This is a genomic window from Streptomyces sp. NPDC091281 (genome assembly GCF_044757425.1).
Classification (GTDB): Bacteria; Actinomycetota; Actinomycetes; order Streptomycetales; family Streptomycetaceae; genus Streptomyces.
The window spans coordinates 109057-129089 of the sequence record NZ_JBIVUY010000006.1; the positions used below are offsets into that span (position 1 = coordinate 109057).

The 20033-nt window shown below is 74.0% G+C and carries 18 protein-coding genes; 7 read left to right on the plus strand and 11 right to left on the minus strand.

Going from position 1 to position 20033, the window contains the following annotated elements; all coding sequences use genetic code 11:
- The first annotated feature begins 6 nt into the window (after positions 1-6).
- Both ACIQPQ_RS17375 and ACIQPQ_RS17380 read left to right on the plus strand, forming a co-directional pair.
- On the plus strand, positions 7-906 hold the full coding sequence (locus tag ACIQPQ_RS17375; RefSeq protein WP_401304734.1) for an alpha/beta hydrolase: 900 nt from the start codon (positions 7-9) through the stop codon (positions 904-906).
- A gap of 104 nt (positions 907-1010) precedes the next feature.
- Positions 1011-1886, plus strand: coding sequence for an MBL fold metallo-hydrolase (locus tag ACIQPQ_RS17380; protein ID WP_401304737.1), 876 nt, complete (start codon positions 1011-1013; stop codon positions 1884-1886).
- A 35-nt stretch (positions 1887-1921) separates the two neighbouring features.
- On the opposite strand, the gene ACIQPQ_RS17385 is transcribed toward ACIQPQ_RS17380, so the two are convergent.
- Both ACIQPQ_RS17385 and ACIQPQ_RS17390 read right to left on the minus strand, forming a co-directional pair.
- A complete protein-coding gene (locus ACIQPQ_RS17385; protein WP_401304740.1) occupies positions 1922-2419 on the minus strand; it encodes a DUF402 domain-containing protein in 498 nt (165 codons plus the stop codon).
- On the minus strand, positions 2400-3329 hold the full coding sequence (locus ACIQPQ_RS17390; protein ID WP_401304743.1) for a GNAT family N-acetyltransferase: 930 nt from the start codon (positions 3327-3329) through the stop codon (positions 2400-2402). The genes ACIQPQ_RS17385 and ACIQPQ_RS17390 overlap by 20 nt, the downstream gene beginning before the upstream one ends.
- 70 nt (positions 3330-3399) lie before the next feature.
- Between ACIQPQ_RS17390 and ACIQPQ_RS17395 the strand changes: the two genes are divergently transcribed.
- Positions 3400-3765, plus strand: coding sequence for a GntR family transcriptional regulator (locus ACIQPQ_RS17395; protein WP_383774850.1), 366 nt, complete (start codon positions 3400-3402; stop codon positions 3763-3765).
- Positions 3766-3832: 67 nt separating this feature from the next.
- Here the strand turns inward: ACIQPQ_RS17395 and ACIQPQ_RS17400 are convergent, their stop codons facing one another.
- The 5 genes from ACIQPQ_RS17400 to ACIQPQ_RS17420 all read right to left on the minus strand — a co-directional run bounded on the left by ACIQPQ_RS17400 (position 3833) and on the right by ACIQPQ_RS17420 (position 9719).
- A complete protein-coding gene (locus ACIQPQ_RS17400; RefSeq protein WP_401304745.1) occupies positions 3833-4927 on the minus strand; it encodes a DUF5925 domain-containing protein in 1095 nt (364 codons plus the stop codon).
- A gap of 96 nt (positions 4928-5023) precedes the next feature.
- Complete coding sequence (locus ACIQPQ_RS17405) at positions 5024-5797, minus strand: polysaccharide deacetylase family protein (protein ID WP_401305231.1); 774 nt, start codon at positions 5795-5797, stop codon at positions 5024-5026.
- A 131-nt stretch (positions 5798-5928) separates the two neighbouring features.
- The gene (locus ACIQPQ_RS17410; RefSeq protein ID WP_401304748.1) at positions 5929-7050 is read right to left on the minus strand and encodes a glycosyltransferase family 2 protein; all 1122 of its coding nucleotides are present in this window, start codon (positions 7048-7050) and stop codon (positions 5929-5931) included.
- Complete coding sequence (locus ACIQPQ_RS17415; RefSeq protein ID WP_401304751.1) at positions 7047-7889, minus strand: glycosyltransferase family 2 protein; 843 nt, start codon at positions 7887-7889, stop codon at positions 7047-7049. The genes ACIQPQ_RS17410 and ACIQPQ_RS17415 overlap by 4 nt, the downstream gene beginning before the upstream one ends.
- 618 nt (positions 7890-8507) lie before the next feature.
- Positions 8508-9719 carry a S8 family peptidase gene (locus ACIQPQ_RS17420; RefSeq protein WP_401304754.1) on the minus strand — a complete coding sequence of 404 codons (1212 nt, stop codon included), beginning with the start codon at positions 9717-9719 and terminating at the stop codon, positions 8508-8510.
- Between the two features lie 313 nt (positions 9720-10032).
- On the opposite strand from ACIQPQ_RS17420, the gene ACIQPQ_RS17425 reads away from it, so the two are divergent.
- The gene (locus ACIQPQ_RS17425; RefSeq protein WP_401304756.1) at positions 10033-10839 is read left to right on the plus strand and encodes an SGNH/GDSL hydrolase family protein; all 807 of its coding nucleotides are present in this window, start codon (positions 10033-10035) and stop codon (positions 10837-10839) included.
- Between the two features lie 19 nt (positions 10840-10858).
- Here the strand turns inward: ACIQPQ_RS17425 and ACIQPQ_RS17430 are convergent, their stop codons facing one another.
- From ACIQPQ_RS17430 to ACIQPQ_RS17445, 4 genes are all read right to left on the minus strand, one after another.
- A complete protein-coding gene (locus ACIQPQ_RS17430) occupies positions 10859-12508 on the minus strand; it encodes a protein kinase (RefSeq protein ID WP_401304759.1) in 1650 nt (549 codons plus the stop codon).
- Positions 12509-12544: 36 nt separating this feature from the next.
- Positions 12545-14311, minus strand: coding sequence for a nickel transporter (locus ACIQPQ_RS17435; RefSeq protein ID WP_401304761.1), 1767 nt, complete (start codon positions 14309-14311; stop codon positions 12545-12547).
- Positions 14308-16026 (minus strand): tetratricopeptide repeat protein, encoded by a 1719-nt coding sequence (locus ACIQPQ_RS17440; RefSeq protein ID WP_401304764.1) that lies wholly within the window; start codon positions 16024-16026, stop codon positions 14308-14310. The genes ACIQPQ_RS17435 and ACIQPQ_RS17440 overlap by 4 nt, the downstream gene beginning before the upstream one ends.
- Positions 16027-16227: 201 nt before the next feature.
- Positions 16228-17757 (minus strand): DUF4331 domain-containing protein, encoded by a 1530-nt coding sequence (locus tag ACIQPQ_RS17445; RefSeq protein WP_401304767.1) that lies wholly within the window; start codon positions 17755-17757, stop codon positions 16228-16230.
- 214 nt (positions 17758-17971) lie between these two features.
- Here ACIQPQ_RS17445 and ACIQPQ_RS17450 point away from each other — a divergent pair, with 214 nt between their 5' ends.
- The 3 genes from ACIQPQ_RS17450 to ACIQPQ_RS17460 all read left to right on the plus strand — a co-directional run bounded on the left by ACIQPQ_RS17450 (position 17972) and on the right by ACIQPQ_RS17460 (position 19830).
- Positions 17972-18514: a sigma-70 family RNA polymerase sigma factor gene (locus tag ACIQPQ_RS17450; RefSeq protein ID WP_383774880.1), complete on the plus strand. Its 543-nt coding sequence runs from the start codon at positions 17972-17974 to the stop codon at positions 18512-18514.
- Positions 18515-18618: 104 nt separating this feature from the next.
- Positions 18619-19431, plus strand: a complete 813-nt coding sequence (locus ACIQPQ_RS17455; protein ID WP_401305233.1) for an anti-sigma factor domain-containing protein — start codon at positions 18619-18621, stop codon at positions 19429-19431.
- A 126-nt stretch (positions 19432-19557) separates the two neighbouring features.
- On the plus strand, positions 19558-19830 hold the full coding sequence (locus ACIQPQ_RS17460; protein WP_401304769.1) for a hypothetical protein: 273 nt from the start codon (positions 19558-19560) through the stop codon (positions 19828-19830).
- The last annotated feature ends 203 nt before the right edge of the window (positions 19831-20033 follow it).

A 20033-nucleotide genomic window follows, 5' to 3' on the forward strand; every position in this document is an offset into this window, starting at 1 on the left:
CCCCGTATGGAGTTCACCCCGGAAGAGATCCGTGTCCCCGTCGACGACGGGATCGACCTGCACACCTGGCTGTACCGGCCCGAGCGGGCGACCGGACCGGTCCCCGTGATCACGATGGCCCACGGCTTCGCCGGTCTGAAGTACCACGGACTCGACGGCTACGCCCAGCGGTTCGCCGCCGCCGGATACGCGGTCGCCGTCCACGACCACCGCGGCTTCGGCCTCAGCGGCGGACAGCCGCGCCGGGACGTCGACCCGTGGCGCCAACTGCACGACTGGCGGCGGGTGATCTCGTTCCTCACCACCCTCGACGGCGTCGACCCCGAGCGGATCGGCCTGTGGGGCACCAGCTACGCGGGCGGCCACTCCCTGGTCCTCGCCGCGAGCGACCGCCGGATCAAGGCCGTCGTCGCCCAGATCCCCACCATCAGCGGCTTTGAGCAGGGCCTGCGCCGTGTGCCCGCCGAACGGCGGCCGCTCCTCGCGGGCGTCCTCGCCGCCGACGACCGCGCCCAGCTCACCGGCGCGCCCGCCACCCAGCTCATCAACAGCCTCGACCCCGACACCGTGGCCGTCTACCACTCGCGGGAGATCGAGGAGTTCCACGAACGGTTCCCCACCCCCGCCGGGATCGAGGACGACCTGCGCGTCACGCTCCGGTCGACCCTCAAGGCCCAGATGTACGACCCCGGGGTGTGGGTTCCCCGCGTGGCGCCGACCCCCCTGCTCATGATCGTCGCCGAGCGCGACGACATCACCCCGCACGACCTGGCCGAGGCCGCCTTCGAGACGGCCGGGGAGCCGAAGCGGCTGGTCCGCTACGACGGCGGCCACTTCGACGCGTACGCCAAGAACCTCGACGAGACCAGCGGCGCCGCCCTCGACTGGTTCGCCCGCCACCTCTGATCCCCTCCCTCTTCTCTGTCCCGTTCTCTGTCCCCCCTTCTCTCCTTCCCTTCTCTTCTTCCCGCTTCCCTCTGTCCGCTCCGTACCACCGAGGAGGTCCCGCCATGGCGGACCCCACCCAGTCCCGGCCCACCCGGACGCAGCCCGGCGCCCTCTCCTACGACGTCCTCGTCCTCGACGGCGTGGTGCGGGTCTCCGAGCAGCGGCTGCCGGACGGCGGCCCGCTCGTGTCGTCCCCGCTGGCCGTCACCCTGATCCAGGGCGAGCACGACGCCGTGCTCGTCGACCCGCCGTTCACCCACGACCAGATCAAGGAGGTCGGCGACTGGATCGAGCGGTCCGGCCGGAGGCTGGCGTACATCTACGTCACCCACGGCCACGGCGACCACTGGTTCGGCACCGGCGAACTCGTCGCACGCTTCCCCGGTGTCACGGTGTACGCGAGCGCGGGCACCATCGACGTCATGCACCGCGCCGTCCAGGACCGGGCGATGTGGGACGGCTTCTTCCCCGGCATGCTGCCCGAGACGCCCGTCCTCGCGGAGCCGGTCCCCGCCGACGGGTTCCTCCTGGAGGGCAACGTCCTGCGGGCCGTCGAGGTCGGGCACACCGACACCGACGAGACCACCGTCCTGCACGTGCCGTCCCTCGGCCTCGTCGTGGCCGGTGACGCCGTCTACAACGGGGTGCACCAGATGCTGCTGGAGAGCGGCGACGGCGGACTGGAGTCCTGGCTGGCCGCGCTCGACGTCATCGAGGCCCTCGCCCCGCGCGCCGTCGTCGCCGGTCACAAGAACCGCGACCTGCCCGACGACCCCCGGACCGTCGACGAGACCCGCCGGTACCTGCTGGACGCCGCCCGGCTGCTGGACTCCAGCGAGAACGTCGCGGCGTACGGCCGGGCGATGCTGGAGCTGTACCCGGACCGCCTCAACCAGGGGCCGCTGTGGTACTCGGCGGCGGCGCTCCTCGGCCGCTGACCCCGCCCCCGCCGGGCGGGCCCCGGCGGGGCCCGTCACCCCAGGTCGGCGAAGCCGGTCCCGCGCGCCCGCGCCTCCAGTTCGTCGAGCGCGGCCCCCGCCGCCGCGGCCGCCTCCGGGTCCCGCCCGGCGAGCCCGCTCTCCGCGAACTCGTCCTCGTCCAGCCGCCGTACGTCCCCGCCGTCGGCCGAGCACCACAGGTCCAGGTCGAGATCCTCGACGGTCAGCGCGGCGCCGGAGCGTACGGCGGGGCGGGTCACGTCGCAGTACCAGCCCTTGCGGACCCCGGCCGCGTCGCGGACCTCCTTCACCGCGTACCAGCGGTCCCGCCAGTAGTGCTCGGTGAACACGTCCCCCGGCTCGAACCGGACGAAGCCGAAGTCACGGACGTCCGTGCCCGCCCACGCGGCCCGGACGGTGATCCGCACGCCGTCGTCGGCGAGCAGCTCCGCCGGATAACGGATCTTCGTACGGCCGCCCTTGACGAGGACGACCTCCACCGGGCCGGTGCCGTCAGCCGAGTTCGCGGGCATACCGCACCTCCGTCGCGCAGATCCCGTACCCGAACCAGGTGTTGATCGCGAGCATCGGGGCGTTGTCCGTGTCGTTGCCGGTGAACGCCTCGGTGTACCCGGCGGCGCGGGCGCGGTGCAGGGAGGCGTTCTTGGCGAGCTTGGCCAGGCCGCGGCCCCGGAAGGCGCGGGCGGTGCCGGTCATGCCGGTGGCGTAGCGGGTCGCGCCGTCGGTGTGCACGGCGGTGAACGCGGCGGGCACCCCGTCGACGACGGCGACCGTGGTGAGCCGGTGGTCGAGCAGCGGATGCCGCCAGGTCTCCGTCAGCCAGGTGTCGTAGTCGGTGAACTCGGTGCCGATGTCGCCGGGTTCGTCGGCGGTGGTCTCCGCGTCCAGTGCGAACAGGGGGCGCGGGTCGGCGGCGAAGTCGGCGCCGGGGCGCAGTTCGACACCGGGCGGGGGATCGGCGAGCGGGGGCAGCGGGCCGTTCGCCAGGTCGAGGCGGAGGAAGTGCGCGGAGCGGCGCGGCCGGTAGCCGTGCCGCTCGGCGAAGGCGCGGTTGCCGGGCTCGTCCAGCACCCAGGAGTACACCCGGGTCGCCCCGGCCGCGGCGAGATGGTCCTCGCCGGTCCGCAGCAGCAGCGCGCCCGCGCCCCGCCGGGTCCGCTCCGGGTGCACGTACACGTTGACGGAGCCCTGGCCGGGTTCCGGGCTGTCGTGGGCGAGGCGGACCTGGGCGGTGCCCACGACCTCCCCGTCGCTCTCGGCGAGGAGCTGCCGGTGGCGGGCGTCGGGGTGGGAGCCGGTGAGGTCGTGGAGGACGGACTCCGGCGTGCCCACCATGAAGGGCAGCGCCAGGCGCCGTACCCGCACGAAGGCCTCGACGTCGGCCCGTACCTCCGGGCGCAGATCGCGCACGATGACGGTCATGCCCCGCACGCTATGCGCCGTCCGCGCCGGGCCGCCTCCCCTTTTCCGGCGGGTGGGGGACAATCGGGCCGTGACCTTGAAGATCTCCATCCGTGAGGGCGTGGCGCCGTACGAGCAGGTGCGGGCGCAGATCGCCGAACAGGCCCGCTCGGGCGCGCTGCCCGTGGGGCACCGGCTGCCGACCGTGCGGGGCCTCGCCGAGTCGCTGGGGCTGGCCGCCAACACGGTCGCCAAGGCGTACCGGGCGCTGGAGGCGGACGGGGTGATCGAGACGCGGGGCCGCAACGGGACGTTCGTCGCCGCGTCCGGGTCGGCGGCCGAACGGGAACTGGCCGCCGCCGCGGGCGCGTTCGCGGAACGCGCCCGGCGTCTCGGCCTCACCGACGCCCAGGCCCTCGCCGCCGTGCGGGAAGCCCTGCGGGCGGCGGGAGACTGACGGCGCGCCGCCCCCTGATGCGGCCGACGCCACCGGCCTACGGACACAGGCCCTACAGGTATAGGCCCTACAGGTACAGGCCCGCGTCCGCTCCGCCGCGCGGTTCCGGCAGGGCGGTCGGGGAGACGCCCCGGCGCAGCGCGTACAGCTCGGCGAGGGTCGTGCCGTCGCGGCCGACGCCCTCCTCGGTGCCCAGCCAGTCCACCGACTCGCGGCGGGTCAGCGGGCCGACCTCGATCCGGGCCAGACAGCGGCCGGGCCGTACGACCGCCGGGTGCAGCCGTTCCAGGTCCTCGTTGGTCGTCACGCCCACCAGCACGTTGCGGCCCTGGCCGAGCAGGCCGTCGGTGAGGTTGAGCAGCCGGGACAGGGCCTGCCCCGCGGTGTGCTTGGCCTCGCCGCGGATCAGCTCGTCGCAGTCCTCCAGCAGGAGCAGCCGCCAGCGGCCCTTCCCGGTGGCGTCCTCCTCGCCGATCGCGATGTCCATCAGATAGCCGACGTCGGAGAAGAGCCGTTCGGGATCGAGGACGCAGTCGACCTGGCACCAGTCCCGCCAGGAGCGGGCCAGGGTGCGCAGCGCGGAGGTCTTGCCGGTGCCGGGCGGGCCGTGCAGCAGGAGCAGACGGCCCGCGATGTCGTCCGGGCCGGTGGTCATCAGCCGGTCCATCGCCTCCGCCACGGGGGCGGTGTAGTTGGGGCGGATCTCGTCCCAGGTGCCCGCCGAGATCTGGCGGGTGGTGCGGTGCGGTCCGCGCCGGGGGGAGACGTACCAGAACCCCATCGTCACGTTCTCCGGCTGGGGTTCGGGCTCGTCCGCGGCCCCCTCGGTGGCCTGGTTCAGCACCTTCTGGGCGAGTTCGGCGGAGGTCGCGGTCACGGTGACGTCGGCGCCCCGGTTCCAGCGGGACACCAGCAGCGTCCAGCCGTCGCCCTCGGCGAGGGTGGCGCTGCGGTCGTCGTCGCGGGCGACGCGCAGCACGCGCGCGTCGGACGGGACCAGGTCGGCGCCGGCGCGCACCCGGTCGATGTTGGCCGCGTGCGAGTACGGCTGCTCGCCCGTCGCGAAGCGGCCGAGGAACAGCGCGTCGACGACGTCGGACGGGGAGTCGGAGTCGTCGACGGTGAGCCGGATCGGCAGGGCGCCGTGCAGGGGAGCGGACATGTCCGCCATGATCCGGCACCGGGGGCCCCCGCGCACCCCGTTTCCGCTCCCGCGCGCGTCGGTGTGTCGGCGGGCCGCCGCCGGGGGCCGGAAGGTTCAGACCAGGGCGTCCACCGTCCTGCGCCCCAGCCGCCGGGCGCGCCGCACCACCGCGTAGCCCTTGGTGAGGGCCCGGTCGCGGGCGAACACCCGCCCGACGGACCTGCCTTCGAGCAGCCGGACGAACTCCGCGTCGTCCGTGGTCCGCCGCACGGTGACCCGGCGCAGCGCGTACGGCCCCTGCGCCCGCCGGGCCAGGGCGTTGCCGACGGCGAGCGCCTGCGCGAACCCGTTCTCCCGGACGGCCGTGCGCACCCGGCGGCTGGAGTAGCCGTACGGGTAGGCGAACGACGCGGGAGGCGCGCCCAGTTCGGCGGCGACCAGGTCGCGGCAGCGGGTCAGCTCGTCGCGCAGGGCGGTGTCGTCGAGCTGGTCGAGCTGCGGGTGGGTGTGGCTGTGGCCGCCGATCTCCACGCCCGCGTCGGCCAGTTCGCGCACCTGGTCCCAGTCGAGCATGGTGTCGAGGGCGCCCCCGGTGTCGTGCGCGCCCCGCAGCCAGCCGGTCGACACGAACAGCGTCGCCGGGAAGCCGTGTGCGGCCAGGGCGGGCAGGGCGTGCCGGTGGACGCCCTCGTAGCCGTCGTCGAAGGTGATCAGCACCGGCCGGGCGGGCAGTGGACGCCCCGACCGCCAGCGGGCGGCCAGGTCGGCGGTGCCGACCGGGGTCAGCCCCCGCTCGGCGACGCGCGCCATCTGCGCCGCGAACGCCTCGGGCGTCACCGACAACGCCCGCGTGGCGTCGTTCGGTTCGGCGGCGACCGCGTGGTACATGAGGATCGGCACCCGCTCGTCGACCGCACGGCGCGCCAGGGCACCCTCGGCTCCCTCGATTCCCTCGGCTCCCTCGGTCAGGGCGGGTTCCCCTGCTCTCCCGGCCGTACGGCGGCCGGCCGTCGCGTCCGTCATACGGCGGCCCCCCGGTCGGGGTCCGTGACCGGGGGCGCGTCCGGGGCCGGGGCGGCGTCGGGAGCTTCCGTACCGCCGGCCTGCGCCGCGCCGTCGAGGCGGACGATCTTGAACGTCGTGCCGTTGCGGCGGGCGCGGACGCTGCCGACGAGGTAGCCGCCCGCCGCCGTGACGACGCCGGTGACGATGGCGCCCGCGCGGCGGGCGCCGCCGGGCCGGGCGAGGGCCTGGTCGCGCAGGCCGCGGACCACGCCCGCGGGCAGCACCCTTGTGGTGTACCGGCGTTCGGACTCCAGGCCCTTGCCCGCGCCGACGCTCCGCGCGACCAGCGCCTTGGAGAGGCCCTCGGCGTAGGTGCGGGTGCGGAAGTAGGCGAAGCGTTCCCGGACCTCGGGCACCTTGTGGTGGATGACGGCGCGGTCGTCGACGAGGAGGACCGCGTCGGGCCGGGCCCGGCTCAGCCGGATGCACAGCTCGGTCTCCTCGCCGCCCAGCGGTCGCCGGTCGCCGTCGCGGCCGATACCGGTCGCGAAGCCGCCCGCAACGTCGAACGCCGTACGCCGGAACGAGGCGTTGCCGCCGAGGACGTTGCGGACCCGGACCCGGCCGGGCGGCAGTCCGCGGTAGGAGCAGCCCACCACCCAGTCGAACTCGTCGGGGAACCAGGCGGGCCGCCGCCCCGACGCCCACACCGGGACCGTCCGGCCGCCGACGGCCATCACCCGCGGGTCGCGGTAGCCCTCGGCGAACCAGTGCAGCCAGTCGCGTTCGGCCACGGCGTCGTCGTCGAGGAAGGCGACGATCTCGCCCCGCGAGGCGGCGATGCCGGTGTTGCGCCCCGCCGACAGCCCCCGGGGCCCCGCGTTCGCCATCACCCGCACCGCGCCGCCCCCCTCGCCCGCGCCGCCGTCCCCCTCCAGGTCTTTGTAGTGCCGCGTCAACCGGTCCAGCAGCGCTGGATGGTGGTCGACGACCAGCAGGGTCTCCAGAGCGGGGCGGCTCTGGGCGCGCACCGAGGCGACGGCGGCGAGGATGTCGTCCCAGCGGTCCTCGGTGTACGCGCAGACGACGACGGAGAGGGCGGGTCCGGGCGTGGACGGGTGGGCGTCCGTGCTCAAGACACCTCTCCCCGGACGGAGCCGAGCATGCGGGCCCGGCGGGCGGTCGCGCGCAGGGCGCGCCGGTTGGAGCGCTCGCCCAGGATGACGCGCAGCACCCGCAGCCCGTCCCGCACGGCGCGCAGGTTGCTCACGCCGTGGATGCGCAGGTACTCGTGGCTGGGGATCTCCTGCACCTTCAACCCGGCCTTGACGACCCGGATGTTCATGAGGGTCTCCACCTCGAAACCGGTGCAGTCCAGCTCGATCTTGTCGAGGCAGTGCCGCCAGAACGCGTTGTAGCCGTAGCAGAGATCGGTGTAGCGGGCGCCGAACTTGCGGTTGACGACGGCGCACAGGACCCGGTTGCCGAGCTTGCGGATGAAGGTCATGTCGTCGGTGCCGCCGCCGTTGGCGAAGCGGGAGCCCTTGGCGAAGTCGGCGCCCGAGACGAGGGCGGAGACATAGCTGACGATCTCGTTGCCGTCGGCGGAGCCGTCGGCGTCGACCATGACGATGATGTCGCCGGTGCAGGCCTCGAAGCCGGTGATCAGGGCGTCGCCCTTGCCGCGCCCCGACTGCCCGACGACCTTGACGCCGGGCCACAGTTCGCGGGCGACCTCGACGGTGGCGTCGGTGGAGTTGCCGTCGACCAGGACCACTTCGTGGATCCAGTCGGGCAGGGTCTTGAAGACGTAGGGAAGGTTCTCCGCCTCGTTCATCGCCGGGATGACGACGCTCACCGGCGGTGTGATCGCCAGGTGGGAGGAGATGGGCCGGTATTTCCCGGCGGTGGAAGGCGGTTGGACCTCCGGGTCCGGATCGGGTGTCGATGTCGCCGGTTGCACAACGGAACTCATGACGCTGGTCCCTCTCGTCCGGTGGACCGCCCACCCCCGGGCGGTCCGGCTCAAAGTCCGGTTCGAAAGGGGGGTTGTGGGCCCACCCGCGGCCGCACGGCACGACGGAACGACGCTCCGCCGGCCCCGTGGCACGGCATGGCGGCGGACATGCTCCGCACACGCCGGGTGAGCTGGCAATTCTGACCGGCCCCGAAAAAGCCGCGGCCGACCTGCGCGGCACGACCCGGTCACCCCACGGGGATCACGGGCACGGCACCCCCCTACCGCGCCCCGCGCCGGATGTCATCGCGGTCCTTGAGCCCTCCCCTAGAGCCGCTTGCTGACGGTCCGATGCGGGTGAGATGTCTGACGGTATTGACGATTGAGCCCGTATGGCAAGACCTGGAAAGAGACCTCACCTTTTTGTTCGTTTGACCGTTACACAGCGGGTCGTCCCGCTGTCAAGGGGTGGCGATTCAGTCAGGGACCTGACGCAAACGCTCCCCGGAGACCGTGGGGGGCCTCCGGGGAACGCGGGTCGGGCGAGGTGTCCGGGCGGGGTGGCGGGGGCGCCGCGTCAGCCGCTCCGGCGCACGGGACGGCGCCTCCGGCGTACGCGACGGCGGAGGCCCCGGCTCACGGGACGAGCTTCAGCAGGCGGTTCGGGGAGCCGGTGCCCGGACCGGTCACCTTGCCGGTGGTGGCGCCGTTGACCAGCGCCGTGGCGACCTGGGCCGGGGTGGCCGAGGTGTGGTTCGCGAGGTAGACGGCGGCGGCGCCCGCGACGTGCGGGGTCGCCATCGACGTACCGGAGATGGTGTTGGTGGCGGTGTCGCTGGTGTGCCAGCCCGCCGTGATGGCGGAGCCCGGGGCGAACAGGTCCAGCACGGAACCGTAGTTGGAGTAACTGGCGCGGGCGTCGGTGCTGGTGGTGGCGCCGACGGTGAGCGCCTCCGTGACGCGTGCCGGGGAGTACGAGGAGGCGTTGGCGCCGCTGTTGCCGGCCGCGACGGCGTAGGTCACGCCGCTGCTGATGGACCGGCGCACGGCGGCGTCCAGGGTCGCGGAGGCGCCGCCGCCGAGCGACAGGTTGGCGACCGAGGGGCCCGCGTGGTGGGCGGTGACCCAGTCGATGCCCGCTATGACGCCCGCGGTGGTGCCGGAGCCGTTGTTGTCGAGCACCCGCACCGCCACGATCTTCGCCTTCTTGGCGACGCCGTAGGTGGAACCGGCGATCGTGGTGGCCACGTGCGTGCCGTGGCCGTTGCCGTCGGCGGCCACGGTGTCGCCGTCGACGGCGTCGTAGCCGTACGAGGCGCGCCCGCTGATCTGGGAGTGCGTGATGCGGACGCCGGTGTCGATGACGTACGCGGTGACGCCGCCGCCCGCCGAGTCCGGGTACGTGTAGGTGCCGTTGAGCGGGAGCGAGGTCTGGTCGATACGGTCCAGGCCCCACGGCGCGTTCGTCTGGGTGGCGTCGGCGCGGACCGTCTGGTTCTGCTCGACGGCGGCCACGGACGGGTCGGCGGCCAGTCTGCGGGCCTCGGCCGCGGAGAGGGTGGCCGTGTAGCCGTTGAGGGCGGCGCCGAAGGTCTTGTCGACCTTGCCGCCGTACTCCTTGATGAGGCCCTTGCCCGCCGCGGAGGACGCCGCGAAGCCCGCGTCCCGGCTGAGGGTGACGAGGTAGCTGTCCTTGACGGCGGTGGGGGAGCCCGCCGCCAGCACCCGGCCCTCGGCCGGGGCGGGCGCCGCGTGGGCGGGGAGCGCGGTGAGTCCGCCGGTGAGGGCGGCGGCGGCCACGGCGGTGGCGGCGGCGGTACGGATGCGGTTGCTGCGCAGGTGTGCCATTGCGGGGGAGTCCTCCTGCTGCTGCGCGCCCGGGTGGGGCGGGCGACGGTGGGGGGTGCGCGCGGCGTGGCGCGCACGGCGTCGAGCGGCGGGGTCGCCGCTCCCGGCTGACGCACAGCCTGGGTCATCTACGCGGGCAGAACCCGTCCGTTGACGAAGTGTCAATGAAGTTGACATGGGCACGCAATGGAGGGGATGTGAAGAAGGGCGGTCCGCCCCCCGAAAACGCGAAATGCCTTGGCATGGACACTTCCCGTCAACGCGCGTAGTTGCTACGACAGTCGTGGCAGAGATCCTGCTAAAGGGAGGTTCCATGAGACGTTCCCGATATGCCGCGTTCCTCGGCTCGACCCTCCTCGCCGCCACCGCCGCCCTCACCGGCGCCACCACCGCGCAGGCGGACCAACAGGCCGCCGCCACCGGCTACGTGGCCCTCGGCGACTCCTACTCCTCGGGGGTCGGCGCGGGCAGCTACCTCAGCGACGGCAGCGACTGCAAGCGCAGCACGAAGGCCTTCCCCTACCTCTGGAAGAACGCCCACAGCGGCGTCCCGTTCACGTTCGGCGCATGCTCGGGCGCTCGTACGGGTGATGTTCTCGCCAACCAGCTCGGCGGCCTCAGCACCTCGACCGGCCTCGTCACCCTCACCGTCGGCGGCAACGACGCGGGCTTCGCCGACGTCATGACCACCTGCGTCACCAGCTCCGACAGCGGCTGCGTCAGCCGCATCAACACCGCCCGCGCCTACGTCGACTCCACGCTCCCCGGCAAGCTCGACGGCGTCTACGACGCGATCCGCGCCAAGGCCCCCAACGCCCGCGTCGTCGTCATCGGCTACCCCCGCTTCTACAAGCTCGGCACCAGTTGCCTCGGCCTCTCCGAGACCAAGCGCACCGCCATCAACAACGCCTCCGACCACCTCAACACCGCGCTCTCCCGGCGCGCCACGGCCCACGGCTTCGTCTTCGGCGACGTCCGCACCACCTTCACCGGCCACGAACTGTGCTCCGGCAGCCCCTGGTTGCACAGCCTGAACCTGCTGGACATCGGCTCGTCCTACCACCCGACCGCCGCGGGGCAGTCGGGCGGCTACCTCCCCGTCCTCAACAGCAACGACTGATCCACCGCCGCGGTCGCCGTCACTCCTCGGCCGACTCCGAAGGGGAGGCCTCGTCCGGCGGGGCCTCCGTCTCGCACGTCACCGTGAACGGCACGAACGCGGACGTCGTCCGCACCGGCTCCCGCACCTCGAACGCGATCGCGTTCCGGTACGTCGCGCCCTCCTCGTACGCCGTCACGGTCACCCTCACCTGACGCGAGGTCCCGCCGCCCGCCGGGAAGTCGAGCGTCTTCCAGCTCTGGTCGGCCAACTCGCCGTCCCGCGCCACCCATCGGTAGCTCACCTTCGCCGGAACCCGGCCGACCGTCACGGTCGCCGTGAAGGACGGCGCGGCCTCACGCGGCGGCGGGCAGGCCCCCGTGTAGTCGGTGTGCGCCCCGGTGACGGTGACCCGCACGGTCGGCGGCGGCGCCTCGCTCGTCGGCCCCTCGCTCTTCGTCGGTTCCTTCGAACTCCGGCTCGCACTCGGCGAGTTCTCCTCACCGTCACCCGGCTCGCTCTCCCCGGCCGAGGCCGAGGGTCCGCCCGTCTCCGTCCGCCCGGCGGTCGTTCCGGCGCCACCGCCGTCACCCCCGCCGCCGTCCCCCCGGTCCACCAGGGCGTACGTCAGTCCGGCGACCGCCAGCGCCAGCGCCACCACCCCGGCCACCAGCACCCCGGCGGCCCGCCCGCCCCGGTCCGGGCCGGGGGAGGTGCCGGTGCGGTCCTGGCCCGGCGGGACGGGCGGGGCCGGGGTCGAGCGGGTGACCGGCCCGGTGCGCGCCGTCGGCGGACGTCCCGTCACCGTCGGCGCGTACGGCGCGATCCGCGTCGTCACCGCGCGCGGGTCCCCGCCCGCCGCGACCAGCCGCAGATCCGCCTCGGCCGTCTCGGCGGGCAGCCGCTGCGCCGGGTCCTTGCGCAACAGCCCTTCGATCACGGGCGCGAGGGCTCCCGCCCGGTGCGGCGGCGGCAGTTCCTCGTCGACGATCGCGCGCAGCGTGGACAGGGGAGTGGTCTGCCGGAACGGGGAGTTGCCCTCCACCGCCGCGTACAGCAGCACGCCCAGCGACCACAGGTCCGACTCGGGGCCCGGAGTGCGGCCCAACGCCCGCTCCGGCGCCAGGAATTCGGGGGAGCCGATGACCTCGCCGGTCATGGTGATCGCCGAGGTGCCCTCGACGGTGGCGATCCCGAAGTCGGTGAGCACCACCCGGCCGTCGTTCGACATCAGCACGTTGGCCGGTTTCACGTCGCGGTGCAGCACCCCGGCCCCGTGCGCCGACCGCAGCGCGGACAGCACCTCGGCGCCGATCGCCGCCGCCCGCGCGGGCTCCAACGGACCCTCCGCGTCCAGGAGTTCGGCGAGCGAGACGCCGCGCACCAGCTCCATCACGATCCACGGGCGGCCGTCCTCGGTGACGACGTCGTACACCGTCACCACATTGCGGTCCGCGACCCGTGCCGCCGCCCACGCCTCCCGCTCCAGGCGCGCGTACAGCCGCTCCACGTCCGAGACCGGCAGCCCCGCCGGGGCCCGGACCTCCTTCACGGCGACCTCGCGGTTCAGGACCTCGTCCCGCGCCCGCCACACCGTGCCCATACCGCCCTCGCCCAGCGGCGACAGCAGCCGGTACCGGCCCGCGATCACCCGTTCACTGCCCGGTCGCTCGGACACCGCGCACCCCATTCCCCCATCGCGGGCGGATACCTCCACAAACGTAGCTCAGACGAGGACGGATGCGGCCCCCTTGAGCACCAGTCCGGCGCCGAGCACCACGACGGTCAGCGCGGACCACAGGGGCAGGTTCCGGCCGGCCAGCGCCACCACCGGGTGCCGGGTCCAGCGCGGCCCGCCGTCCAGCAGCCGGGCCGCGCCCGCCCCGAGCCGCACGACGGCGAACCCGGCCGCGGCGAGGGTCAGGGCCAGCCCCGTCCCGTACGCGACGACGAGCAGCAGCCCGAACCAGGCGTGCCCGAGCGCCGCCGCGCCCACCAGCACCACCACCGCCGACGGACTCGGCACCAGCCCCCCGGCGAACCCGAGCAGGATCGTGCCGCGGAGGGTCGGGGCGACGGGGTGCGAGTGGGTCACACCACCGTGGGTGTGGGTGTGGGTGTGGGTGTGGGTGTGCTTGCTCGGGTGCGGGTGCGGGTGCGGGTGCGGGTGGTCGTGATCGTGGTCGTGGTGGTGTGTGTGGCCGTCCCCGCGGCCGTGTGTGTGGCCGTGGTCATGACGGGTCGCGTGCCCGTGCCCGTGGTCGTGATCGTGGTCGTGCCCATGATCGTGAGGGTCGTCGTGGTCGTGTCCGTGGTGGGGTGCGCCGCCGGACGGGGCACCGGCCAGGGCCAGTTGGCGGGCGGGATGCCGTACCGGCTCCGTCGCAGTCGCAGTCGCAGTCGCTGGTGGCGTCGGCGTCGGCGGGGTGTGGGGATGGTGGTGGCCGCGCTGGTGCCAGGCCCGTCGTACGAGGGTGGCGCCGCCGAGGAGGACCAGGACGCCGCTGGCCAGGCCGAGCCAGGCGACCACCGACGGGGCCGCGGCGGAACCGGCGGTGACGAGGAGACCGAGGGCGACCACGCCGAGGGTGTGGGTGACGGTGACCGAGGCGGCCAGTGGCAGGACGTCCCGGAAGCGGGCCCGGCCGCCCCGCGCGGCGGCGGTCGCGGCCATCAGCGTCTTGCCGTGCCCCGGCGCCACCGCGTGCAGCGCGCCCAGACCGATCGCGATCAGCAGCGCCAGCGCGGCGAAGCCGACCGTGAGGTCGCGGCGGGCGACCAGGTCGTCCAGGGCCCGGGTCCAGCGGTCCGCGCCGCGCGGCAGCACCGACGCGGCGGGCGCGTCCCGTTCCTCCGCCGCGAGGGCCGGACCGCCCGGCCGCACCCGCAGCTCGGCGCTCGCCGTGTCGGCGGGCGAGGACAGCAACTCCGCCGGATAGGAGGTGAGTTCCCTCGACACCGAGGTCTCCGGTACGTCCGAGGCGGTGAGCGTCGTCCGGTCGCCGCGCGCGGTGATCTCCCGCCAGCCGGGCCCGGACGAGGCCCCCGCGCCCCGGAACGCGACCGTGACGGACGTGTCCTCGGGCAGCGGTGCCGTGAACCGGCACTCCACACGCAGCGTGTCGAGCCCGGCCTGCCCCGGCCGTACGTCGGCCCTGGCGGCCCCGGCCGCGAGGGCGACCGGGCGGCCGTCGACGGTCAGGGCGCTCTCCTCGGCGGCGGTGGCGCAGCGGCGGCGGGCCCACGCGTCGAGGCCGAGCCGCTCCACGTCCGGCTTCGCCTGGGTCGCGGGGATCTCCGCCAGGTCCTCGACGTGCCGTACGCGCAGCTCACCGGGGGCGGTGACCAGGCCGTCGTAGCGGTTGACGGTGAAGTTGCCGAGCGGATGCGCGCTCGCGGACGCGGCCGGGACGAGCGCGAGGGCGCACCCGGCGGTGAGGGCCGCGCCGAGCAGGGCGGCCGGACGGAGCGCGGCGGGGCGGCGGACGGTCATCGGCCCGCCTCCGTCGCCGCGGCCCCGTCCGCCGCCAGGTCCTTCAGCGCGGTACGGGCCTCGCGCGCGCCCAGCGGGGAGAAGCCCGGGTTCAGCTTCAGCGCGGCCGTGAGGTGGGTGCGGGCCTCCGCGGTCCGGCCGGTGGCGCGTTCGATCACGCCCCGGTGGTAGAGGAAGGCGGCGTTGCGGTAGCCGGTGGCGGCGGCCCGGCGGGCGTAGGGGAGAGCCTCGGTGTCCTTGCCGTTGACGTGCAGCGCCCAGGCGAGGGCGTCCGCCGTGTGCACGGTCTGCCGGCGGTCCCATTCGGCGCGGGCCGCGCGCAGGGCCGCCGCCCGGTCGCCGTGGTCGGCGGCGGCGAGCGCCGTGTCGAGGTCGGGGTTGACGCCGCCCGCGCGGGCCAGCGCCGTCCACGCGTCGACCAGCGTGTACTGGTCGCGGGCCTTCGCCGCGTCCCCGGCGGCGCCGCGCGCCTCGTACAGCTCGCCGAGCGCCACCAGCGGTCCGGGCAGCGGGTAGCGGGCGACGACCTGCTCCAACCCGGTGATCGCCGCCGCCTGTCGGCCGCTCGCGGCCTGGGCGCGGGCGCGGCCCTCCAGCGCCGGGAGGTAGTTCTCGTCGGCGGCGAGGGCGCGGGCGTAGTCGGTGAGGGCGGTGGCGTGGTCGCCCTGGTTCCAGGCGAGTTGGCCGAGCTGGGTGGCGACGTACGCGATGTCCCCGGCGGAGGTCGAGGCGGCGAGCGCCTGCTCCAGGACCCGGCGGGCGGTGGTGAGGTCGCCGCGGAGTTCGTGGACGTAGGCGTAGCGGGTGAACACCGGTACACCCGGGCGCCGTCGATCCGCGACGCGGGCGGCCTCGGCGGCCTCGTCGTAGCGGCCGAGTTCGACGAGCGCGTCGATCCGGGAGCAGAGGGCGCGTTCGCCGTACGGGTTCTGCCGCAGCGCGCGGTCCGCGAAGGCCAGCGCGCCGGTGAAGTCGTGGCGGGCCGCGGCGAGGGCGGCCCGGCCGGACAGGGCCTGGTCGTTGTCCGGGCGCAGGGCGAGGGAGCGCTTCAGGGCCCGCTCGGCCTGCGGGTAGCGGGAGGGGTCGCCCTGGGTGCGGGCCTGCTCGACGTAGGCGAGCCCGAGGGTGGCCCAGCCGCCGAAGTCCTTGGGCTGGGCGCGCAGATGGGCCTGGAGCGAGGAGATGCCCGTGGCGAGGTCGCCGCTCGTGAGCAGTCCGGGGGAGACCGCCGCCGCGGCGGGCACGGGGGCGGGCCGCTGTCCGTCCCGTACCGCCCCGAACGCGACCGCCCCGGCGGTGAGGCCCACGGCCAGCATCGCCGCGCACGCGCCGAGCTGCGCGGCCCGCCACCGCCGCCCGGCCGCCCCGACCCGCCGCACGGCGGCCACCCGGTCTTCGTCGACGGGCCCGCCGGTGCCGGGCTGCCCGGCGACCTCGGCGCTCGCGGCGGTGCCCTCGTCGGGCGTCGCCTCCGAGGTCCCGGCGGGCATCGCCTCGGTGGCCCCGGCAGGCTCGGTGGCCCCGGCGGGCGTCTCGGGCGTGACCTCATCGGGAGTCTCGGGCGAGACCACGCCGGACGGGTCGGACACGCCGGACGGGCCGGACACGCCGGACGCTCCGGACACCACGGACGGGTCGGCGGCCTTCTCCGGGCGCGGCCCGTCCGGTTCCTGTGCGGCGCTCTCCGGTGCGTCGTCGTTCGTACGCGCGGGCATGCCTCTCCTCGCTCGGCTGGGATGGTTCGACCTGCGGGATACAGGGGTGGTGGGGCGACGCGGCCCGCGCCGTGGGGGAACGTGTACGCGGGCCGCGCCGGTCAGAGGGTTCCGGGCCGGGGAGCGCAGGATTCTCCCCGGCCCGGGGAGCCGACCCGTGCCGCTGACGGCACCGGACCAGGCTGTTTGAGGAAGCCGCGACTAGTACGCCCGGCCCCGCATCCGGCGCCACCACATCAGGCCGCCGCCGATGAGGAGGATTCCGACCGCGCCCGCGCCCGCCGACGCGGCGATCAGGGTGGTGTCGTCCGTGGACGTGGCCGCCGGGCTGAGGGCGTCACCGAGTTGGTTGCGGACATCGTTGCCGGTGTCCACGCCCTGGGCGACCGGGCCGCGCGACCCCTCGGTCGGCAGGGCCACGTACGGGAACGCCTTCTCGAACTCCTTGTCGTTCTTGTCGACCGCGTCGCCCAGGTCGTTCTTCGCGCCGAGCAGTTCGCCCTCGACCACCTGGAGGGACGCGTCGATCACGTCGTCGGTGAGCCGACGGCCGTTCGGGAAGCCAGCGTTGTCGCCGTCCAGCACACCCAGCCGCTTCGGGGCGGCGGTCGGCTTGATGGACGTGTTGAGACGCAGCTGCTCCGAAGGCGTCACGTTCGGGGGCTGGTTGAGGCCCTTGACGCCCTTGAGGAACACGTCGACCAGGTCGTTGCGCGGCTCGGCGGGCGCCTTGATCTTGTAGATCCCCTCGATGAGCTTGGGGAGTTCGGGGTTGGTCACGTTCTTGAGGAACTTGGCGTCCTCCCACGGCGAGGACGCGTTGAACTTGTCCTTGTCCTTGAGGGGGTTGACGACCTCGTTCACCAACGGGCTGCCCAGCCGGGAGACCTGCGTGTAGTAGCCCTGCGCGTTGCGGCGCTGGGTGGTCGACCAGATGCCCACGATCGGCTGGTGCGTGGACTCCGCGATCAGGTCCGTCGGCACCTGGAGGGCGATGGAGTTGACGTTGTAGCCCTTGAGGGTGTCGTTGCCGACCTCGGACAGGTTGCCCCCGTACAGCAGGTCGAAGACCCGCAGGTCGAGGAAGAACGGGTCGTCGGCCTGGCCCGCGAAGGTCCGCGCGCCGTTGGACAGCTTGTAGACCGCCTGGGACCGCAGCTTGGCGTAGTCCGGCATGGACGCCTTGCCCACGTCGGACGGCGCCACCGGCACGTCGTCCGCGAGCTTGGTGCGGTGCAGCACCTTCTGGTTCTTCAGCTTGACCAGTTCGAGGTCGTAGGTCTGCGTGATGTTCAGGTCCGGGTCGTCGAGGCTCTCGACCGCACCCGTGTTGTAGAGGAACGTCTTCTTGTTCTTGACGTGGGTCTTGAAGGTGTAGCGGAAGAGCAGTTCCCCTTGCGCGTCACCGTTGTTGTCGACGTGGATGTCGTACTGGGCGTCCTCCGCGAACGGGAAGAAGTTCGGGCCGCCCGCCGGTTCCTCGAACGGGATCCAGTTCGCGACGATCGTCGTCGTGTCCGGCCGGTCCGGGCTCACGAACGCGTACACGTCGGTGTTGTCGTACTGCGGGGTGCCCGAGATCAGCGGCGCCTCCCGGTGACTGGAGGCGGCCGCCTCACCCGGTTCGAGGGCCGCCGCACCGGCCGCGGCGAGACCCCCCGCGGCCAGCGCGCCGCATATGAGGGTCGCGACGCCCCGGTGTCCGAATCCGCTCCTGGAGTTAGCTGTCATCCCGTCCGTCCTCCGTACCTTCTTGCCTGACGGACAGTGATACGGAGTGCTCGGTCCGGTCGGATTGGTGGAATCCCAGAATCTTTTTCTTCTTCTCCGACCCGCGTTTCGGGCGTCCTGATCCGTACCTCTGCCGGAGGTGTGTGCGGTGCGATTGCCTGGGACGACCGGACGGCCGGGGTGCGGACGAGGGATGCACGGGAGGGGGGACCGGATGGACGCGGACGAGCTGCTGGTGCTCGTCGGGGGCGGCGACCAGACCGCGTTCGAACAGCTCTACGCGCTGGTCTCCGGCCCGGTCTTCGGCCTCGTACGCCGCGTGGTGCGCGACCCGGCCCAGTCGGAGGAGGTCTCCCAGGAGGTGCTCCTCGAACTCTGGCGCTCCGCCGCCCGGTTCGACCCCGCGCGGGGCAGCGCCCTGTCCTGGATCCTCACCCTCGCCCACCGCCGCGCCGTCGACCGGGTGCGCAGCGCCCGCGCGGCCGGCGAACGCGAGCAGCGCGAGGCCCAGCGCAGCCACAGCCCCGCCTTCGACCAGGTGACGGAGGAGGTGGAGGCCGGTCTGGAACGGGAGTGGGTACGCCGCTGTCTGAGACGGCTGACCGCCCTGCAACGCCAGTCCGTCACCCTCGCCTACTACGACGGCTACACCTACCGGGAGGTGGCCGAGCGGCTGTCGCTGCCGCTGGGCACGGTCAAGACCCGGATGCGGGACGGACTCACCCGCCTGCGCGACTGTCTCGGAGGTGCCGCGTGAGCGCGCGTGGAAACGGGGGGACCGCGGGAACGGCGGGCAGCAGGGGGAGCGGGGGCGGCGGCAGGAACCGGGCCGACGGCCGTACGGGGGGACTCTTCGGGTGGCTGCGCCGCGGCGACCTCCACTCGCTGGCCGCCCCCTACGCCCTGGACGCCCTGGAGCCCGACGAGCGGCGCCGCTTCGAGAAGCATCTGCGCGGCTGCGACCGGTGCACCGCCGAGGTGCGCCTGCTGGCCGAGGACGCCGTACGGCTCGCCTGGTCCACGGCCGCGCCGCCGCCCGCCGCGCTGCGCGAACGGGTGCTCGCCGCCGTCCGTACGACCCCGCAGGACCCGGCGCCCGCCGCCCGGCGGGACGCCGCACGCCGGAGCGCGACCATGCTGCCCGCGCACGTCTGGGGCACGGAACCGCCGCCCGCGCGCTTCCGTGCGCCCCGCCGGCGCCGTCCGCTGTTCGTCCCGTTCGCCACCGTCACCGCCGCGGCGGCCCTCGTGGTGGCCGCGCTCTTCGCCGTCCAGGCCGACCGGACCGCGCGGGAACTGGCCGCCGAGCGGGACCGGGCGCGTGACATCGCCCACGTTCTGGCGGCGCCGGACGCCCGCGCGACCAGCGGGGAGGACGCGCGCGGCCGCAGTATCGGAGTGATCGCCTCCGCATCGGCGGGGGAGGCCGTCGTCACCTTGCGCGGCTACGGCAGCCCGCCCGGCGGACGCACGCACCAGCTGTGGGCCATGCGCCCCGGTGCCTCGCCGCGCTCCCTCGGCCTCCTCGACGGCGACACGCCCTTGGTGGTGACCGGCCTCGACCGGTCGTCGACGTCACTCGCTGTGACCGTCGAGCCGGACGGGGGCTCAGCGCAGCCCACCACACAGCCAGTTGTCCAACTCACCCTGAAATCGGTCGGATTCGGAGAGTGACGAAACAGGCATCATCAACCCCCTTACGGGGAAGGTGATTCCTGTGGGAGCGATACATGTGTGCCTCTCCGGGGCGATAGGGTTAACCTTCCCGGGCCGGGTGGACTCGTACGGGTGGGGAGTGACATGGAACAGATAACAGTGCGCAGCAGGGCGAGGGTCCCTGCCATCACCTGCGGGAGCAGCGCGACCAGTTCGCGTCTCGACCGCCATCTCTCCGTGCTGGGTGGCCCCGCCATACCGCAGCGGGAGACGGTCGAGGCGACCTCACTGATGCGGGAACTGACCGCGCGTGAGCCCGCCCGTCGCAGCACCCAGGGCGTCCGGGTCAGCCGCGTCTCGCTCTTCGCACCGCTGCGGCGGCTGCGTCGCTCGCTGTTCGGCGGCCACAAGCACTGACCCGCGCACCGGTCCGCGAGGACCGACGCGTGCGGCCGTCCGCCGCACCGGACCCGAGCGGCGACCCGGCACAGCGACCCGACCCGGCAGTCCCACGTACCCGACCGGCGCATCGACCCGCGGGCACCCACCCGTCCCCGGCCTTCCGCGAGCAGCGCCCTCCGCCACCCCGGCGAACACACCGTCCCGGCCGCCGCCGCGAC